17 protein-coding genes are annotated in these 13,946 nt (G+C 64.2%); 13 read left to right on the top strand and 4 right to left on the bottom strand.

The window, feature by feature from the left end:
• Nucleotides 1-3: 3 nt before the first annotated feature.
• Genes dnaJ through pdxY form a run of 7 tightly spaced genes read left to right on the top strand, consistent with a single transcriptional unit; the run spans nucleotide 4 to nucleotide 6,707 of the window.
• Nucleotides 4-1,137 carry a molecular chaperone DnaJ gene (dnaJ, locus tag HMPREF2617_RS05150; RefSeq protein WP_070816560.1) on the top strand — a complete coding sequence of 378 codons (1,134 nt, stop codon included), beginning with the start codon at nucleotides 4-6 and terminating at the stop codon, nucleotides 1,135-1,137.
• Nucleotides 1,134-1,844, top strand: coding sequence for a 16S rRNA (uracil(1498)-N(3))-methyltransferase (locus HMPREF2617_RS05145; protein ID WP_070840255.1), 711 nt, complete (start codon nucleotides 1,134-1,136; stop codon nucleotides 1,842-1,844). The genes dnaJ and HMPREF2617_RS05145 overlap by 4 nt, the downstream gene beginning before the upstream one ends.
• An 11-nt stretch (nucleotides 1,845-1,855) precedes the next feature.
• Nucleotides 1,856-2,878: a PhoH family protein gene (locus HMPREF2617_RS05140; protein ID WP_070840254.1), complete on the top strand. Its 1,023-nt coding sequence runs from the start codon at nucleotides 1,856-1,858 to the stop codon at nucleotides 2,876-2,878.
• Nucleotides 2,875-3,441: an rRNA maturation RNase YbeY gene (ybeY, locus tag HMPREF2617_RS05135; protein WP_070453569.1), complete on the top strand. Its 567-nt coding sequence runs from the start codon at nucleotides 2,875-2,877 to the stop codon at nucleotides 3,439-3,441. Before HMPREF2617_RS05140 ends, ybeY begins: the two co-directional genes overlap by 4 nt.
• Nucleotides 3,438-4,751 (top strand): hemolysin family protein, encoded by a 1,314-nt coding sequence (locus HMPREF2617_RS05130; protein WP_070421349.1) that lies wholly within the window; start codon nucleotides 3,438-3,440, stop codon nucleotides 4,749-4,751. The genes ybeY and HMPREF2617_RS05130 overlap by 4 nt, the downstream gene beginning before the upstream one ends.
• 30 nt (nucleotides 4,752-4,781) lie before the next feature.
• Nucleotides 4,782-5,846, top strand: coding sequence for a 2,3-butanediol dehydrogenase (locus tag HMPREF2617_RS05125; protein WP_070453562.1), 1,065 nt, complete (start codon nucleotides 4,782-4,784; stop codon nucleotides 5,844-5,846).
• Nucleotides 5,847-5,855: 9 nt separating this feature from the next.
• Nucleotides 5,856-6,707 carry a pyridoxal kinase PdxY gene (gene pdxY, locus HMPREF2617_RS05120; RefSeq protein ID WP_070613979.1) on the top strand — a complete coding sequence of 284 codons (852 nt, stop codon included), beginning with the start codon at nucleotides 5,856-5,858 and terminating at the stop codon, nucleotides 6,705-6,707.
• A 72-nt stretch (nucleotides 6,708-6,779) separates the two neighbouring features.
• Here the strand turns inward: pdxY and HMPREF2617_RS05115 are convergent, their stop codons facing one another.
• On the bottom strand, nucleotides 6,780-7,817 hold the full coding sequence (locus tag HMPREF2617_RS05115; protein WP_141763008.1) for an HNH endonuclease signature motif containing protein: 1,038 nt from the start codon (nucleotides 7,815-7,817) through the stop codon (nucleotides 6,780-6,782).
• A gap of 107 nt (nucleotides 7,818-7,924) precedes the next feature.
• Here HMPREF2617_RS05115 and era point away from each other — a divergent pair, with 107 nt between their 5' ends.
• Genes era through HMPREF2617_RS05100 form a run of 3 tightly spaced genes read left to right on the top strand, consistent with a single transcriptional unit; the run spans nucleotide 7,925 to nucleotide 10,328 of the window.
• On the top strand, nucleotides 7,925-8,887 hold the full coding sequence (era, locus tag HMPREF2617_RS05110; RefSeq protein WP_210400821.1) for a GTPase Era: 963 nt from the start codon (nucleotides 7,925-7,927) through the stop codon (nucleotides 8,885-8,887).
• Nucleotides 8,877-9,593, top strand: a complete 717-nt coding sequence (gene recO, locus HMPREF2617_RS05105; RefSeq protein WP_070840251.1) for a DNA repair protein RecO — start codon at nucleotides 8,877-8,879, stop codon at nucleotides 9,591-9,593. The genes era and recO overlap by 11 nt, the downstream gene beginning before the upstream one ends.
• 9 nt (nucleotides 9,594-9,602) lie before the next feature.
• Nucleotides 9,603-10,328, top strand: a complete 726-nt coding sequence (locus HMPREF2617_RS05100) for an isoprenyl transferase (RefSeq protein ID WP_070569577.1) — start codon at nucleotides 9,603-9,605, stop codon at nucleotides 10,326-10,328.
• Here HMPREF2617_RS05100 and HMPREF2617_RS05095 read toward each other — a convergent pair.
• Nucleotides 10,325-10,705, bottom strand: coding sequence for a Fur family transcriptional regulator (locus tag HMPREF2617_RS05095; RefSeq protein WP_246815374.1), 381 nt, complete (start codon nucleotides 10,703-10,705; stop codon nucleotides 10,325-10,327). The two genes, HMPREF2617_RS05100 and HMPREF2617_RS05095, sit on opposite strands and share 4 nt — an antisense overlap.
• A gap of 125 nt (nucleotides 10,706-10,830) precedes the next feature.
• Complete coding sequence (locus tag HMPREF2617_RS05090) at nucleotides 10,831-11,184, bottom strand: ArsR/SmtB family transcription factor (protein WP_070453541.1); 354 nt, start codon at nucleotides 11,182-11,184, stop codon at nucleotides 10,831-10,833.
• Nucleotides 11,185-11,348: 164 nt separating this feature from the next.
• Here HMPREF2617_RS05090 and HMPREF2617_RS05085 point away from each other — a divergent pair, with 164 nt between their 5' ends.
• From HMPREF2617_RS05085 to HMPREF2617_RS05075, 3 genes are read left to right on the top strand one after another with little or no spacing between them, the layout of a single operon-like run.
• Nucleotides 11,349-12,731 (top strand): glycine--tRNA ligase, encoded by a 1,383-nt coding sequence (locus HMPREF2617_RS05085; RefSeq protein WP_070421399.1) that lies wholly within the window; start codon nucleotides 11,349-11,351, stop codon nucleotides 12,729-12,731.
• Nucleotides 12,731-13,237, top strand: a complete 507-nt coding sequence (locus tag HMPREF2617_RS05080) for a hypothetical protein (RefSeq protein WP_070453538.1) — start codon at nucleotides 12,731-12,733, stop codon at nucleotides 13,235-13,237. Before HMPREF2617_RS05085 ends, HMPREF2617_RS05080 begins: the two co-directional genes overlap by 1 nt.
• Nucleotides 13,234-13,674: a hypothetical protein gene (locus tag HMPREF2617_RS05075; protein ID WP_070840250.1), complete on the top strand. Its 441-nt coding sequence runs from the start codon at nucleotides 13,234-13,236 to the stop codon at nucleotides 13,672-13,674. The genes HMPREF2617_RS05080 and HMPREF2617_RS05075 overlap by 4 nt, the downstream gene beginning before the upstream one ends.
• Nucleotides 13,675-13,757: 83 nt before the next feature.
• Here HMPREF2617_RS05075 and HMPREF2617_RS12060 read toward each other — a convergent pair.
• Nucleotides 13,758-13,946, bottom strand: a 189-nt coding sequence (locus HMPREF2617_RS12060) for a hypothetical protein (RefSeq protein WP_210400820.1), incomplete at its 5' end; no start/stop codon positions are given.

Below are 13,946 nucleotides of genomic sequence, written 5' to 3'. Positions count from 1 at the left end.
GATATGGCTCGCGATTACTACGGCATCCTCGGCGTGGACAAGGACGCCACCGAGCAGGAAATTAAACGGGCGTACCGCAAGCTCGCACGCAAATACCACCCGGACGTGAACCCGTCCGAGGAAGCTGCCGAGAAGTTCGCGGAGATCGCGGCAGCGCAAGAGGTGCTGCTGGATCCGCAGAAGCGTTCCATCGTGGACCGCGGCGGCGACCCGATGGAGGCCGGCGGCGGCATGGGCGGCGCCGGTTTTGGCGGAGGTGGCCTCGGCGACATTTTCGAGGCGTTCTTCGGCGGTGGCGGTGGTGCTCGCCAGCCGCGCTCGCGCGTGCAGCCGGGCAACGACGCGCTGCTGCGCACCTCGATCACGCTCGCGGAGGCGTTCACGGGCGTGAAGCAGGACGTCACCGTGGATACCGCGGTGCTGTGCGACAAGTGCCACGGCTCGGGCTCCAAGTCAGGGGCTAAGCCGGTCACCTGTGACGTGTGCCAGGGCCACGGCGCGGTCCAGGAGATGCAGCAGTCTTTCCTGGGCAATGTGATGACCACCCGCGAGTGCCACAAGTGCCATGGCTTCGGCGAAGTGATCACCGACCCGTGCGCCCAGTGCGCCGGCGACGGCCGCGTGCGCGCCACCCGCGACCTGGTGGTGAACATCCCGGCCGGCATTAATAACGGCATGCGCATCCGCATGGCGGACCAGGGCGAGGTCGGCCACGGCGGCGGTCCCGCCGGCGACCTGTACGTCGAGGTGCACGTCGAGCCACACCCGGTGTTCGTGCGCGACAACAACGACCTGCACCTGCGCCTGACTGTGCCCATGTATGACGCGGCGCTGGGCACCGAGCTCACCGTGGAGAATCTCACGGGCGATGAGACCCGCATCGAGGTGCCCGCAGGCACCCAGCCGGACGACCGCGTCGTGCTTTCCGGCGAGGGCATGCCGCGCCTGCGCGCCGAAGGTGCCGGCGACATGATCGCGCACATCGAGGTCACCGTGCCCACCGCGCTGTCCAACGAGGAACGCGCTGCACTCGAGGACTTGCGCGCCGGCCACCCGGAGGACCCTAAAGTCCACTCCGAGGGCGGCGAGCACGGCGATGGTTTCTTCTCCCGGATGCGTGATCGTTTCCGCCGATGAGCCTGCCCTATTTTCTTAGTGACGACCCCACCTCCGGCATCATCGAAGGCCCCGAGGCCAAACACGCCCACGTTAAGCGCATCCAGCCGGGTGAGCGCATCATGCTTTTCGACGGCACCGGCAACCAGGCGGAAGTCACCGTCACGCGGGTGGATGCCTCAAGGGTTGAGGGGGTCGTCGATAGGCATGAGTTCGTGGAGCGTCCCACGCCGCGCGTGACGGTTGTGCAGGCGATCCCGAAAAGTGAGCGTGCGGAACTTGCCGTCGACCTGGCAGTCCAAGGCGGGGCGGACGCGATCGTGCCGTGGATTTCGCACCGCACGATTGCGCGCTGGCCGGCGAACAAGCAGGCGAAGCAGGTGGAGAAGTGGCGCTCGCAAGCGCTGGCGAGCGCGAAGCAGGCGCGCCGCGCGTGGGTGCCGCAGATCCACGAGCCGGTGACCACGAACCAGTTGTCCGATCTCCTCCGTGACTCGAGGAACGAGGGTCACGCGCTTGTACTCCACGAGGATGCGACCGTGCCGCTGCGTGAGGTGGACTTCGGCGAGGACATCTGGCTTATCGTTGGCCCCGAAGGCGGCATCGGGCAAGACGAACTCGAACTGCTCGGCGCGGACGCCGTGAAACTCGGCCCCGAAGTCCTGCGCACCGCAACGGCCGCGTTCGCGGCGCTCAGCGCGATCGGCGCGCTGACAAACCGCTGGTAGGGTAAACGCACATGGAAGAAATGGTGACGCGCAAGGTCGAACTCGACTCGGCGTACGCACAATCCGTTCTCGGCATCAACGACAACAACCTCCAACTGCTGGACCGCTATCTGGACGTGAGTTTCCACGCCCGCGGCACCACCTTGTCGGTGCGCGGCACGGCCGCCCACGTGGCGCACGCGCTGCGCGTGGTGGAGGAGCTGGAGTCCATGGCGCGACGCGGCGTGCCGCTTCGCCCTGACACCGTCGTGGAGGCGGTGAAACTCATGGAGATGGAAGCCCCCGGCTCGGTCGCGGACATCCTCGGCGAGGAGATCATTGCGCGGCGCGGCAAGGTTATCCGCCCGAAGACTGCCGGTCAGCGCCGCTATGTGGATGCGATCGACGAGAACACGATCACCTTCGGTATCGGGCCTGCCGGCTCCGGCAAGACGTACCTTGCGGTGGCGAAGGCGGTGCAGGCGCTGCAGAACAAGCAGGTCAAACGCATCATCCTGACGCGCCCCGCCGTGGAAGCCGGCGAGAAACTCGGCTTCCTCCCAGGCGGCCTGTCGGAGAAGATCGACCCGTACCTGCGCCCGCTCTACGACTCGCTGCGCGACATGATGGACCCCGAAGCCATCCCGAAACTCATCGAAGCCGGCATCATCGAGGTCGCGCCCCTGGCCTACATGCGCGGGCGCACCCTGTCGGACGCGTTCGTCATCCTTGACGAGGCCCAGAACACCACCGGCGCCCAGATGAAAATGTTCCTGACCCGCCTCGGGTTTGGTTCGAAGATGGTGGTCACGGGTGACACCTCTCAGGTGGATCTGCCGCGCGGCACCGTCTCGGGCCTGCGTGTGGCGCGTCGCATCCTGAGCGACATTCCGGACATTTCGTTCCAGGAGATGCGCGCCGACGACGTTGTGCGCCACCACCTGATTTCCCGCATCGTGGCCGCCTACGACCACCACGATGCCCAGAACGCGCTGCGCTACGAAAAGCGGCAGCAGAAGATTGAAGCAGAGCGCGAAGCGGAGGCAGCGCAGTGAGCATTGAAGTCTTAAACGAGTCCGGCGAGGCGGAAGTCAACGAGCAAATGCTTATCGACGTCGCCTCCTACGCCCTACGCACCATGGACGTCCACCCCGACACCGAAGCAACCATCACGCTTGTCGACGAAGCCACCATGGCCGACCTCCACGTCCGCTGGATGGACCTCGACGGCCCCACCGACGTGATGAGCTTCCCCATGGACGAACTCACCCCGGGTGGGGGACGGCCCGACGCCGACATGCCGGGACCTGCGATGCTCGGCGACATCATCCTGTGCCCGGCCTACGACCGCAAACAGGCCGAGATGGCCGGCCACGACCTCGCCCACGAAATGGCGCTGCTGACCGTCCACGGCGTGCTGCACCTGCTCGGCTACGACCACATCGAGCCGAAAGACGAGCGGGAAATGTTCGCGCTGCAAAACGAGATCCTCGCCGACTGGTACGACGACCTGGCCCGCCGCGGGGTGGCATACCAGCCGAAGCCGACCGGCCCGCACGCCTTCCCGTCCGCAGCTGACCGCGACGAGCTAGACAAGCTGATGAAGGGCGCCGAGTGACACTGACCATCACCTTCGCAACGATCACCGTCGTTGCGCTACTGCTCTCCGGCCTGCTCGGTTCCGTCGAATCTGCCCTGGCCCCCATCTCGCGTGCCCGCGTGGAAGGCATGGTCAAGGATGAGACGCCGGGTGCAGATGCGTTGCTGCGCGTCGTCGAAAATCGCGCGAATCACATCAACACCCTCGTGCTGCTGCGCACCGTCTTAGACGTTATGGCGGCAGTCTCGGCGGCGATGCTGGCCATGGACGTCATCGCGTCAGATGCGTGGGCGATTGCGGTGGCGGTAATCGTCGTCACGCTGCTGCAATTTTCCATCATCGGCGTGTTCGCACGCACCGCCGGCAAACGCAACCCGTACACCATCTCGCTCAAAGCCGCCCAAGGCCTGCACATCTTCCACACCGTGCTCGGACCAGTGGCGAAACTGCTCATCTGGATCGGCAACCTGTTCCACCCCGGCGAAGACTTCCGCAACGGGCCATACGCCACCGAAATCGAACTGCGCGAAATGGTCGAAGTCGCCCAAGAAAAAGGCGTGGTGGAAACCACCGAAGGCCGCATGATCCAAAACATCTTCGACCTCGCCTCCACCACCGCACGCCAAGTCATGGTTCCGCGACCCGAAATGGTATGGATCGAAGGCGAAAAACTCGCCCGCCAAGCCACCGCACTCATGGTGCGCTCCGGCCACTCCCGCGTGCCCGTTATCGGCGAAAACGTCGACGAAATCATCGGCGTCGCCTACCTCAAAGACATGTTCACCGACCGGGGCGCGCCCGTCGACCCGAACACGCCACTGACCGAGTTGATGCGCCAACCGATGTTCATCCCGGACTCCAAGCCGCTCGACCTGCTGTTGCGCGCGATGCAGCAGCAGAACACCCACATCGCGGTGGTTATCGACGAGTTCGGCAACGTCGCAGGCCTGCTCACCATGGAAGACCTTCTTGAAGAAATCGTCGGCGAGATCACCGACGAATACGACGAGGATGAAGAAGCCCCCATCGAAGAAATCGACGAGCGCGTCTTCCGCGTCCAAGCGCGCCTGCCTCTCGACGACCTCGTGCACTACCTCGCCGACCACCTCGACTACACGCTGGAGTACTCGGAGGAGGTCGTCGACAATGTGGACACCGTCGCCGGCCTGCTGTCGTACGAACTCGGCCGCGTGCCCCTTCCCGGCGCCTCCATCCTGCGCGACGGCATCCGCTACACCGCAGAAGGCGGCCGCGACCGCCGCGGGCGCATCAAGACCCGGACCGTCCTCGTCGCCGTCGGCGAGGAACCCGAAAACGGGGTATCGTAGCACCTGTAATCAACCGAAAGGAGTTCCACCATGCGAGCAGTTCGCTACTACGGCCAGAAGGACATCCGCGTCGAGGAAATCGACGCCCCGGTTGCAGGCAAGGGAGAGGTGCTCATCGACGTCGCCTGGTGCGGCATCTGCGGCACTGACCTGCACGAGTACCTCGAAGGCCCGATCTTCTGCCCGAAGCCTGGCCATCCGCACCCCATCACCGGTGAGGAGCCGCCGATCACCCTCGGCCACGAGTTCTCCGGCGTTGTTTCGGCGCTCGGCGAGGGCGTGGACGACCTCGAGGTCGGCCAGCACGTTGTCGTCGAGCCGTACGTCCTGCCGGACGACGTCGACCCGAAGGAGCCGGGCCCGTACAACCTCCACCCGGACGTGAACTTCATCGGCCTCGCAGGTGGTGGCGGCGGCCTCTCCGAGAAGATCGCTGTGCAGCGTCGCTGGGTTCACCCGATTTCCAACGATGTTCCGCTCGACGAGGCTGCGCTCATCGAGCCGCTGTCCGTCGCCCACCACGCATTCGTTGCGTCTGAGGCGAAGGAAGGCGACGTCGCCCTCATTGGTGGCGCCGGCCCGATCGGCGTGCTGACCGCAGCTGTGGCGAAGGCATACGGCCTGACCGTCATCGTCTCCGAGCTCTCCGAGCTGCGTCGCCAGAAGGCGCTCGACGCAGGTGTCGCCGACTACGCGATCGACCCGAGCGCAACCGACCTCAAGGCAGAGATCGAAAAGATCACCGACGGCAAGGGCGTCGACGTCGCATTCGAGTGCACCTCCGTCAACGTTGTGCTCGACCAGCTGATCGACTGCCTGAAGCTCAAGGGCACCCTGGTCGTCGAGTCCATCTGGTCGAAGAAGGCCGAGCTGGACATCCACGCGCTCGTGATGAAGGAACTGACCATCCGCGGCATCATCGGCTACGCCCACGATCACCCGCAGACCATCAAGTTGGTGGAGTCCGGCAAGATTGATCTGAAGCCGTTTATCACCGGCAAGATCGGTTTCGACGGTGTTGTTGACGAGGGCTTCGACACCCTGATTAACCGCAACGAGACCGCAGTGAAGATTCTGGTGTCGCCGGAGCTCTAAAATGCTCCTATGAGCAATATTCTCTCGATCCAGTCCGCCGTCGCGTTTGGCCATGTTGGCAACTCGGCGGCGGTCTTTCCTTTGCAGCGCATCGGCCACGAGGTGTGGCCGGTGTACACGGTGAACTACTCCAATCACACGGGTTATGGTGCGTGGGAGGGGCCGATCATTCCGGCCGCCGACGTTGCGGCGGTGCTCAAGGGCATCCGCGACCGCAATGCGTTCCCGCTTATCGACGCCATCCTCACCGGCTACCAGGCCTCCCCGGAAATCGCCGACGTGATCGTCAGCACCGTGCGCGACATCAAGGCTGAAAACCCGGATGCGCTCTATGCGTGCGATCCGGTGATGGGGTCGGCGAAGTCGGGCTGCTTCGTGGCGGATACGATCCCGCCGCTGTTCCGCTCGACGATCGTGCCGGCGGCGGACATCATTACGCCGAACCAGTTCGAGTTGGGCTACCTCACCGAGCGCGACGTCACCGACCTGGATTCGACCCTTGCCGCCGTGGACGCGGCCCGTGAGATGGGCCCGTCGACCGTGCTGGTGACTTCGGTGGAGCGCCCCGAAACGCCCGAGGATGCGATCGAGATGATCGCCGTGGACGACAACGGTAAGTGGATCGTGCGCACCCCGCGCCTGCCGTTTAAGCGCAACGGCTCCGGTGACGTCACCGCAGCGCTGTTCACCGGTCACTACGTGCGCAGCCACGACGCAAAGGACGCGTTGGCAAAGACCGCCTCCTCGGTCTACGACATGCTGCGCCTCACCTTCGAGGCCGAGACCAACGAACTCCAGCTCGTCGAGGCCCAGGAGTTTTACGCCAACCCGCAACTCCAGTTCGAGGTCGAAGCCCTCTAACTCGTTTCAGGCACGCCGACTGGCCCGCCCACCCGGGCGGGTTTTTCGCGTTTTCGGGGCCGGGTGAATCGATTAGTCGAACAGCAGCTCCATCGCCCCCGTCACGGTGGGCACTTCGGTCCCGTTGGGTGCGATCCAGCAGATGCGCCCGTTCGGGTTGTCGATGTGCCCGCGGATCGCCCGCCACCGGTCGTCGTCGTTGACTCCGTTGTGGTAGGCGCACAGTTGCGCCAGATTGTCTATGTTGGTCATCCCGCCGTGCTTCCAGGCGTGCATGTGGTGGGTTTGGGTGGTTTCGGCGGAATGCCGGCAGTCGGGGAAGGCGCAACGTGGCGACATCAACTTCGACATCGTCCGCTGCTTCCCATTCGCCAGCCGTTGCGTCCGGTACAGGTTCACCGCACCTTTCTGCGGGTGGAAGGCGGCCACCTCGAGCACGTCGCCGAACTCACTGGTGAGAAACTCGGCGCCGGTCATCGTGGTGCCGTCGGTAAGTACAAGTTCGACGTCGTCGCCGCAGCCGTCCATGATGCGGGTGTAGGCCTGGATCGGCACCAAAATCATCGGCCGCAGCGCCGCGCGCGGCACCTCGCCGCCCTCGCGCAACAGGCGGAACAGTGAGCCGGCCATCTGCTCCGCAGCAGGCCGATCCTCATCGACCATCGAGCGCAGCGTGTGCTCCAAATCCGCCAAGTCGCGCTCGTTGTACGTCAGCGTCATGGTACGCATGCCCTCACGCGAGCGCGTGAACCGGCAGGAGGGTTTGGGGGCGGTCACGGGGACGTCGATAAGCCTGCTGATGCGCTTCGACAACGAGCGAAACGAACCACGATGCCGCACCAGATCCAACCGGATGCGCCACCGCTCAGCAGCCGAGCCCACCACAACCAACTTCTTCTCGATGAGCACCAACTGGTCGATCGGCAACCCCTCCGCCAACGCCAGCGCATCAGCCTGCTTGCGCGTGAACTTGGTCGGGCCATAGTACGTATCGAAGACGCGGGCGAGGTCGCGCGCTCGTGTCGTCGATAAGCCAGCTGCAACTGCGGCCTCCCGAGAAAACCCGGCGAGCATCCCCACGCCCGCTTGACAAAACTCCAAAAAATCCATGCACCCGACGCTAGAAACCCACCGCAACCCCCACAAGACCCCACAAAAAATCTGTGGATAACTCCCACGCGCGAGAAAAAGTTATCCACAACGGTAGGATGCGCACCATGATTGATTTCCCGGACAACCTGCCAGAAGACGCGATCGCTCACGGCGGTTTCACAAACACGCCGGAAGGGTTCAAGTCGGGCTTTGTCAGCTTCGTCGGCCGGCCGAACACCGGCAAGTCCACGCTGACCAACGCGCTGGTGGGGGAGAAGATCGCCATCATGGCCGACCAGCCGGAAACCACGCGCCACCCGATCCGCGGCGTGATCAACCGCGACGGCGCGCAGGTCATTGTGGTGGACACGCCGGGGATTCACCGCCCGCGCACGCTGCTGGGCGAGCGCCTCAACGACATTGTCAAGGACACGTTCGCGGACGTCGACGTGATCGGCTTTACCGTGCCGGCGGACGAGAAGATCGGACCCGGCGACCGCTTCATCCTCGACGAGATCCGCAAAACGAAGCCGAACACGCCGATCGTGGGCATCGTGACCAAACTGGACAAGACCGGCAAGGACACCGTCGGCGAGCGCCTGCTCGAACTGCACGACATGCTCGGCCCCGACTGCGAGGTCGTGCCGGTCTCCGCAACCGCGGGTGTGCAGACGGACACGCTGCTGGACATTCTCATCGACCACCTGCCGGAAGGCCCGCGTTTCTACCCGGAGGACCACACCACCGACGAGGATGTGGAGACGCGTATCGCCGAGTTGATCCGCGAGGAGGCACTGCGCGGTCTTCGCGACGAGCTCCCGCACTCCGTCGCCGTACAAATCGACGAAATGCACCCAGACCCGAACACCCCGGAGCGCACCATGATCTACGCGGTGCTCTACCTGGAGCGTCCGGGCCAGAAGCGCATCATTGAGGGCCCGGACGGGCGGCGCTTAAGCGGCATTGTGCACCGTGCGCGCAAGCAGATCATCGACCTGGTTGGCCAGAACATCTACTTGGATGTGCGTGTGAAGATCCTGAAGAACTGGCAGCAGGATCCGAAGGCGTTGGGCCGGCTTGGCTTCTAGGCCGTCGTGGCGCGATCGTGCTTTTGTGGTGCGCACTTACGATTTCGGTGAGGCGGATCGCGTCGTTGTGCTGCTGACCCGCAACCATGGTTTGGTGCGTGGGGTGGCGAAAGGTGTGCGCAAGGTGAAAAGTCGCTTCGGCTCGCGCTTGCAGCCGTTTGTGGATGTGGATGTGCAGGTGTATCCGGGCAGAGGCTTATCGACGATCACCGGCGCCGACACCGTCACCTACTTCGGCGCCCGCATTATCGACGACTTCGACCGCTACGCCGCCGCCTGCGCCGTCATGGAGGTCGCCGAGAAGCTCTCCTACGACCAGGGGGATCCGGAACTGTTCGCGCTTGTGCAGGAGGCGCTGACCAACCTGCAGACCGACCAGCACCCGACGCTGGTGCTCGACGCGTTTATGCTTAAGGCCACCGAGCACGCCGGCTGGGGTTTAAGCCTGTTTAACTGCGCGAACTGCCAGGCACCTGGGCCGCACAAGGCGTTCAACACCACCGTCGGCGGGGCGGTGTGTAACAACTGCCGACCCACCGGCTCGATGGATGTGAATCCGGAGACGCTGCACGATATGTGGTTGTTGCGGGGTGGGTACGGGGTGTCGTCGATACGCGTTGCGCAGATTCACCGCGCGACCGTGGCGCACGTGCAGCACAACCTTGAGGCCGGGCTGAAGAGTCTGAAGATCATGGAGCAGGCATAATGAACGCCCATGGGCGCACCGAAGATTGACAAGAAGTTCATCCCGAAACACATCGCACTGGTGATGGACGGCAACGGCCGTTGGGCGCAGCAACGGGGCTTGAAGCGCACGGAGGGGCACAAGGTGGGCGAGGAAAAGCTCATGGACGCCGTCGATGCCTGCATCGAACTTGGTGGGGTGGAGTGGCTGTCCGCGTACGCGTTTTCTACGGAGAATTGGAAGCGCAGCCCTTCCGAGGTGCATTTTTTGATGAACTTCACCCGCGATGTGCTGCGCCGTCAGCGCGACGAGTTGCATGAGAAGAACGTGCGCGTGGTGTGGTGCGGGCGTCGCCCGAAACTGTGGGGCAGCGTGATTGAGGAGCTTGAGGTCGCTGAGGAGCTCACGAAGCACAACACGGGGCTCACCCTTGCGATGTGCGTGAATTATGGCGGTCGCGCCGAGCTCACCGACGCAGTGCAGGCGCTTATCGACGACAACGTGCGCCACGTCGACGAAAAAACCATCCAGCGCTACCTGTATCGCGCCGACATGCCCGACGTGGACCTGTTCTTGCGCCCGTCGGGCGAGCAGCGCACCTCAAACTTCCTGCTGTGGCAGTCGGCCTACGCGGAGATGGTGTACCAGGACGTGCTGTTCCCGGACTTTACTAAGCAGGACCTGTGGGACGCGGTGCTGGAGTACGCGAAGCGTGACCGGCGCTTTGGTGGTGCGGTAGATAAGTTCGATAGCTAGCGTTTGGCCTGGCAGTCGCGGCACACGCCGTAGATTTCGGCGTCGTGGCCGACGAGTTCGTAGCCGTAGTGCTTCGCCATCACCTCGGCCCATCTTTCTACCGGGCCGCCTTCGATTTCCTCGCTGCGCCCGCATTTGGAGCACAGGAGGTGATGGTGGTGGTGGTCGGCGAGACAGTCGCGGTAGAGCGTTTCGCCTTCGGGGGAGTAAAGCACGTCCACCGCGTCGACGTCCGCGAGTGATTGCAGCGTGCGGTAGACGGTGGTCAGTCCTACGGACTCGCCTTGTTCGGTGAGGATCTCGTGGATGGCTTGTGCGGAGGCGAATTTGTCTAAGCCACGCAGCGTATCGACGACCGCCGCGCGTTGCTTAGTCATCCTCGGGCCAAGCTTCGGGACCGGACGCGTGCTGTGTGGGCGGTGTTTCATACCGGGCCAGCTTAGCCGGGATGGCGCTCGACTGGGACGAGGCCTAGCCGGATCTTGCCTAGTGCTGATTCGGGCTAGTCCTGGCCCGGCACCGACGTGCGCCGGGTTGTGTCAGCGGCCGGCGCGTAGAACTCGCAGGCATGGTCTACGAGCGCGTGGATAATCCGGATCACGGTGGGGTTGGCAAGTTCGTAGGCGACTTCGCGGCCGCAGCGTTTGGCGGCGACTAGGCCTTCGTCGCGAAGCACCCGCAAATGCTGCGACACCAGCGGCTGCGACTTCCCCAAAATCCCCACCAACTCATGGACCGCGCGCTGTGAATCGTGCAGCAGCAGCAAAATCCGAAGACGCATCTCCGAATCCAGCACTCGGATCAGTGCGGCAGTGTGGTCTAACTCCTCCGGCGAAAAGCGAAGGTCGTCACGCATGGGCGGCCCCTTTCGACGACAGTCCTACACAGTTGTCACACAGTTTACTCGAAGCAGGCGTAAAGGTGGGACTTATGTCCAAAGGGTCGTCTGTGTCGTCGCAAAGTGAAACGGCTAGACTGATCGACGTATTTTGGCAACCGTATTACACGCAGGAGATTGTGATGCCCGCATCCAAGATCGAAACCGTCGTCAACCTCTGCAAACGCCGTGGTTTGGTGTACCCCGCAGGTGAGATTTACGGCGGAACACGCTCCGCGTGGGACTACGGCCCACTCGGCGTCGAGCTGAAAGAAAATCTCAAGCGCCAGTGGTGGAAGCACATGGTGACCTCCCGCCCCGACACCGTCGGCGTCGACACCTCTATCATCCTGCCCACCCGCGTGTGGGAAGCCTCCGGTCACGTCGAGGTGTTCACCGACCCGCTCGTTGAGTCGCTCTACACCAACAAGCGCTACCGTGCCGACCACCTGATCGAAGCCTACGAGGAGAAGCACGGCCACCCGCCAGCAAACGGGCTCGCCGACATCAACGACCCGGAGACCGGCCAGCCTGGCAACTGGACCGAGCCGAAGGAATTCTCCGGTTTGATGAAGACCTACCTCGGCCCCGTCGACGACAAGGAAGGCCTGCACTACCTGCGCCCGGAGACTGCGCAGGGCATCTTCGTTAACTTCAAAAACGTGATGACGTCCGCGCGCCTCAAGCCGCCGTTCGGCATCGCCAACATCGGCAAGTCCTTCCGCAACGAAATCACCCCGGGCAACTTCATCTTCCGCACCCGCGAGTTCGAGCAAATGGAGATGGAATTCTTCGTCAAGCCAGGCGAGGACGAAACCTGGCACGAGTACTGGATTGAAAACCGCTTCAACTGGTACGTCGACCTGGGCATCAACCCGGAGAACCTGCGCCTGTACGAGCACCCGCAGGAGAAGCTGTCGCACTACTCCAAGCGCACCGTGGACATCGAGTACGCGTTCGGCTTCACCGGCTCCAAGTGGGGCGAACTCGAAGGCGTGGCCAACCGTACGGATTACGATCTGAAGACCCACTCCGAGGCGTCCGGCGAGGACCTGTCGTACTACGACCAGCAGAACGAGGAGCGTTGGATCCCGTACTGCATCGAGCCGGCCGCTGGCCTGGGCCGCGCCATGATGGCATTTCTTATCGACGCCTACGATGAAGAAGAAGCACCCAACGCCAAGGGCGGCACCGACACCCGCGTCGTGCTGCGCCTGGACCGTCGCCTCGCGCCGGTGAAGGTTGCCGTGCTGCCGCTGTCGAAGAAGCCGGAACTCGCCGGCCCCGCCGAGGAGTTGGCTACCAAGCTGCGTCAGTACTGGAACGTGGACTTTGACACCTCGGGTGCGATTGGTCGTCGTTACCGTCGCCAGGATGAGACCGGCACCCCGTTCTGCGTCACCTACGACTTTGACACCCTTGAGGACAACGCTGTGACCGTTCGCGAGCGCGACACGATGGAGCAGGAGCGCGTGCCTCTCGACGAGCTGGAGGCCTACCTGGCCGCCCGCCTGATCGGCTGCTAATGCACTACGTCAGCTGGGATCGCACGGACCGCGACGCGCCGAAGTTGCTCGCCGAGGACGGCCCTGAGGTGTTGGGCGTGTTCTCGCACGACCACGCCGTTGTGGGCGGCGAGGAGTGGCAGTTGGTGTCGCACCCCGAATCGGGTGCGGTAGCGACGCGCCGCGGCGAGGAGATCGTGCGCACGTCGAACAGTTTGAAGCGCGCGAAGCGCATCGACCTGGTCATCGAGGGCCACGCCTACGCGTTCGTCCCGGAGACCTCCAAGAACTGGGTGGTCGAGGATGCGAGCGGCGAGAAGGTTGCCCAGTTCACCCAGGACCACAACGGTGTGCGCAAGGCGATCCTCGAGTTCGAGGGCGAGACCGACCTGCCGCCGACGCAGGTCGCCGGCCTTGCGTGGTTGACCCGCGAGGTGCTTGAGGCCCGCAAGATGGTCAATTCGACCGCGCTGATCAGCACTTTGGTGTTCTTGTCGCTGTTCATCGTTGTGGTGGCGTTGCTGTGATTTGGCAGGGCGCCACGCTTCTCGACGACTCCCGCACCCGCGCCACCGCCACCGCCGACACCATCACCGTCGGTGGGGCACACCCGAGCGCGGTGCTGCGCATCACCGCCGGGAGCGCGCGCCGGTTTAAGGCCGTCGATGCGGATACGGGCGGGGAGTTCGTGCTGCGCAAGGCTGGGTTTACGGTGGCGCGCTACACCGCGGATTGCGACGGGCGCCGCTACACCCTGAACCGTTCTGGCCTGCACCGCGAGATCCGCGACGCCGCCGGAACCCTCGTCGCCGTGACCCGCGGGAAGGCCTCGGGCGACCTCCACGTTGAGGTCAAAGCGGATGTCGACGCTGCAGCCGAGGCCGACCTGCCCATGGAGGATCTTGTCTTCATGACGTGGGCGCTGACCTTCGTGGACACGCCCACGCGCCGCACCCGCATTTAGCGCCGCGGCGGCCCGGCAGCGCGGCTGCCCAGCGCGGGCCAGCACCACCGCTGCGTCAGCCTGGCTGTGCGGCCCCGCGCGGCCTAGAACGTGCCGCCGCGGTTGGAGGGGCGACCGCCGGAAAAGCCTCCGCCTCCGCCACCGCCAAAGCCACCGCCGCCTCCCCCGAAGCCACCGCCGCCACCGCCGCCGGAGAGCAGCGTGCCCCATAGCACGGCCCTGGCCAGGGAGTCCGCGGTTTGGCGGTTGCGGGCTGCTTGGTAGCGGCGGAC

The organism is Corynebacterium sp. HMSC070H05 (assembly GCF_001837615.1).
GTDB lineage: Bacteria > Actinomycetota > Actinomycetes > Mycobacteriales > Mycobacteriaceae > Corynebacterium > Corynebacterium coyleae.
Note: the sequence above shows the minus strand (reverse complement) of the source record. Positions and strands in the feature narration are given on the sequence as shown.

Excerpts from the sequence above, each read along its gene's own strand:
- dnaJ (WP_070816560.1), top strand. The coding sequence starts at position 4 with ATGGCTCGCGATTACTACGGCATCCTCGGCGTGGACAAGGACGCCACC.
- HMPREF2617_RS05145 (WP_070840255.1), top strand. The coding sequence starts at position 1,134 with ATGAGCCTGCCCTATTTTCTTAGTGACGACCCCACCTCCGGCATCATC.
- HMPREF2617_RS05140 (WP_070840254.1), top strand. The coding sequence starts at position 1,856 with ATGGAAGAAATGGTGACGCGCAAGGTCGAACTCGACTCGGCGTACGCA.
- HMPREF2617_RS05125 (WP_070453562.1), top strand. The coding sequence starts at position 4,782 with ATGCGAGCAGTTCGCTACTACGGCCAGAAGGACATCCGCGTCGAGGAA.
- pdxY (WP_070613979.1), top strand. The coding sequence starts at position 5,856 with ATGAGCAATATTCTCTCGATCCAGTCCGCCGTCGCGTTTGGCCATGTT.
- HMPREF2617_RS05115 (WP_141763008.1), bottom strand. The coding sequence starts at position 7,817 with ATGGATTTTTTGGAGTTTTGTCAAGCGGGCGTGGGGATGCTCGCCGGG.
- era (WP_210400821.1), top strand. The coding sequence starts at position 7,925 with ATGATTGATTTCCCGGACAACCTGCCAGAAGACGCGATCGCTCACGGC.
- HMPREF2617_RS05100 (WP_070569577.1), top strand. The coding sequence starts at position 9,603 with ATGGGCGCACCGAAGATTGACAAGAAGTTCATCCCGAAACACATCGCA.
- HMPREF2617_RS05095 (WP_246815374.1), bottom strand. The coding sequence starts at position 10,705 with ATGACTAAGCAACGCGCGGCGGTCGTCGATACGCTGCGTGGCTTAGAC.
- HMPREF2617_RS05090 (WP_070453541.1), bottom strand. The coding sequence starts at position 11,184 with ATGCGTGACGACCTTCGCTTTTCGCCGGAGGAGTTAGACCACACTGCC.
- HMPREF2617_RS05085 (WP_070421399.1), top strand. The coding sequence starts at position 11,349 with ATGCCCGCATCCAAGATCGAAACCGTCGTCAACCTCTGCAAACGCCGT.
- HMPREF2617_RS05080 (WP_070453538.1), top strand. The coding sequence starts at position 12,731 with ATGCACTACGTCAGCTGGGATCGCACGGACCGCGACGCGCCGAAGTTG.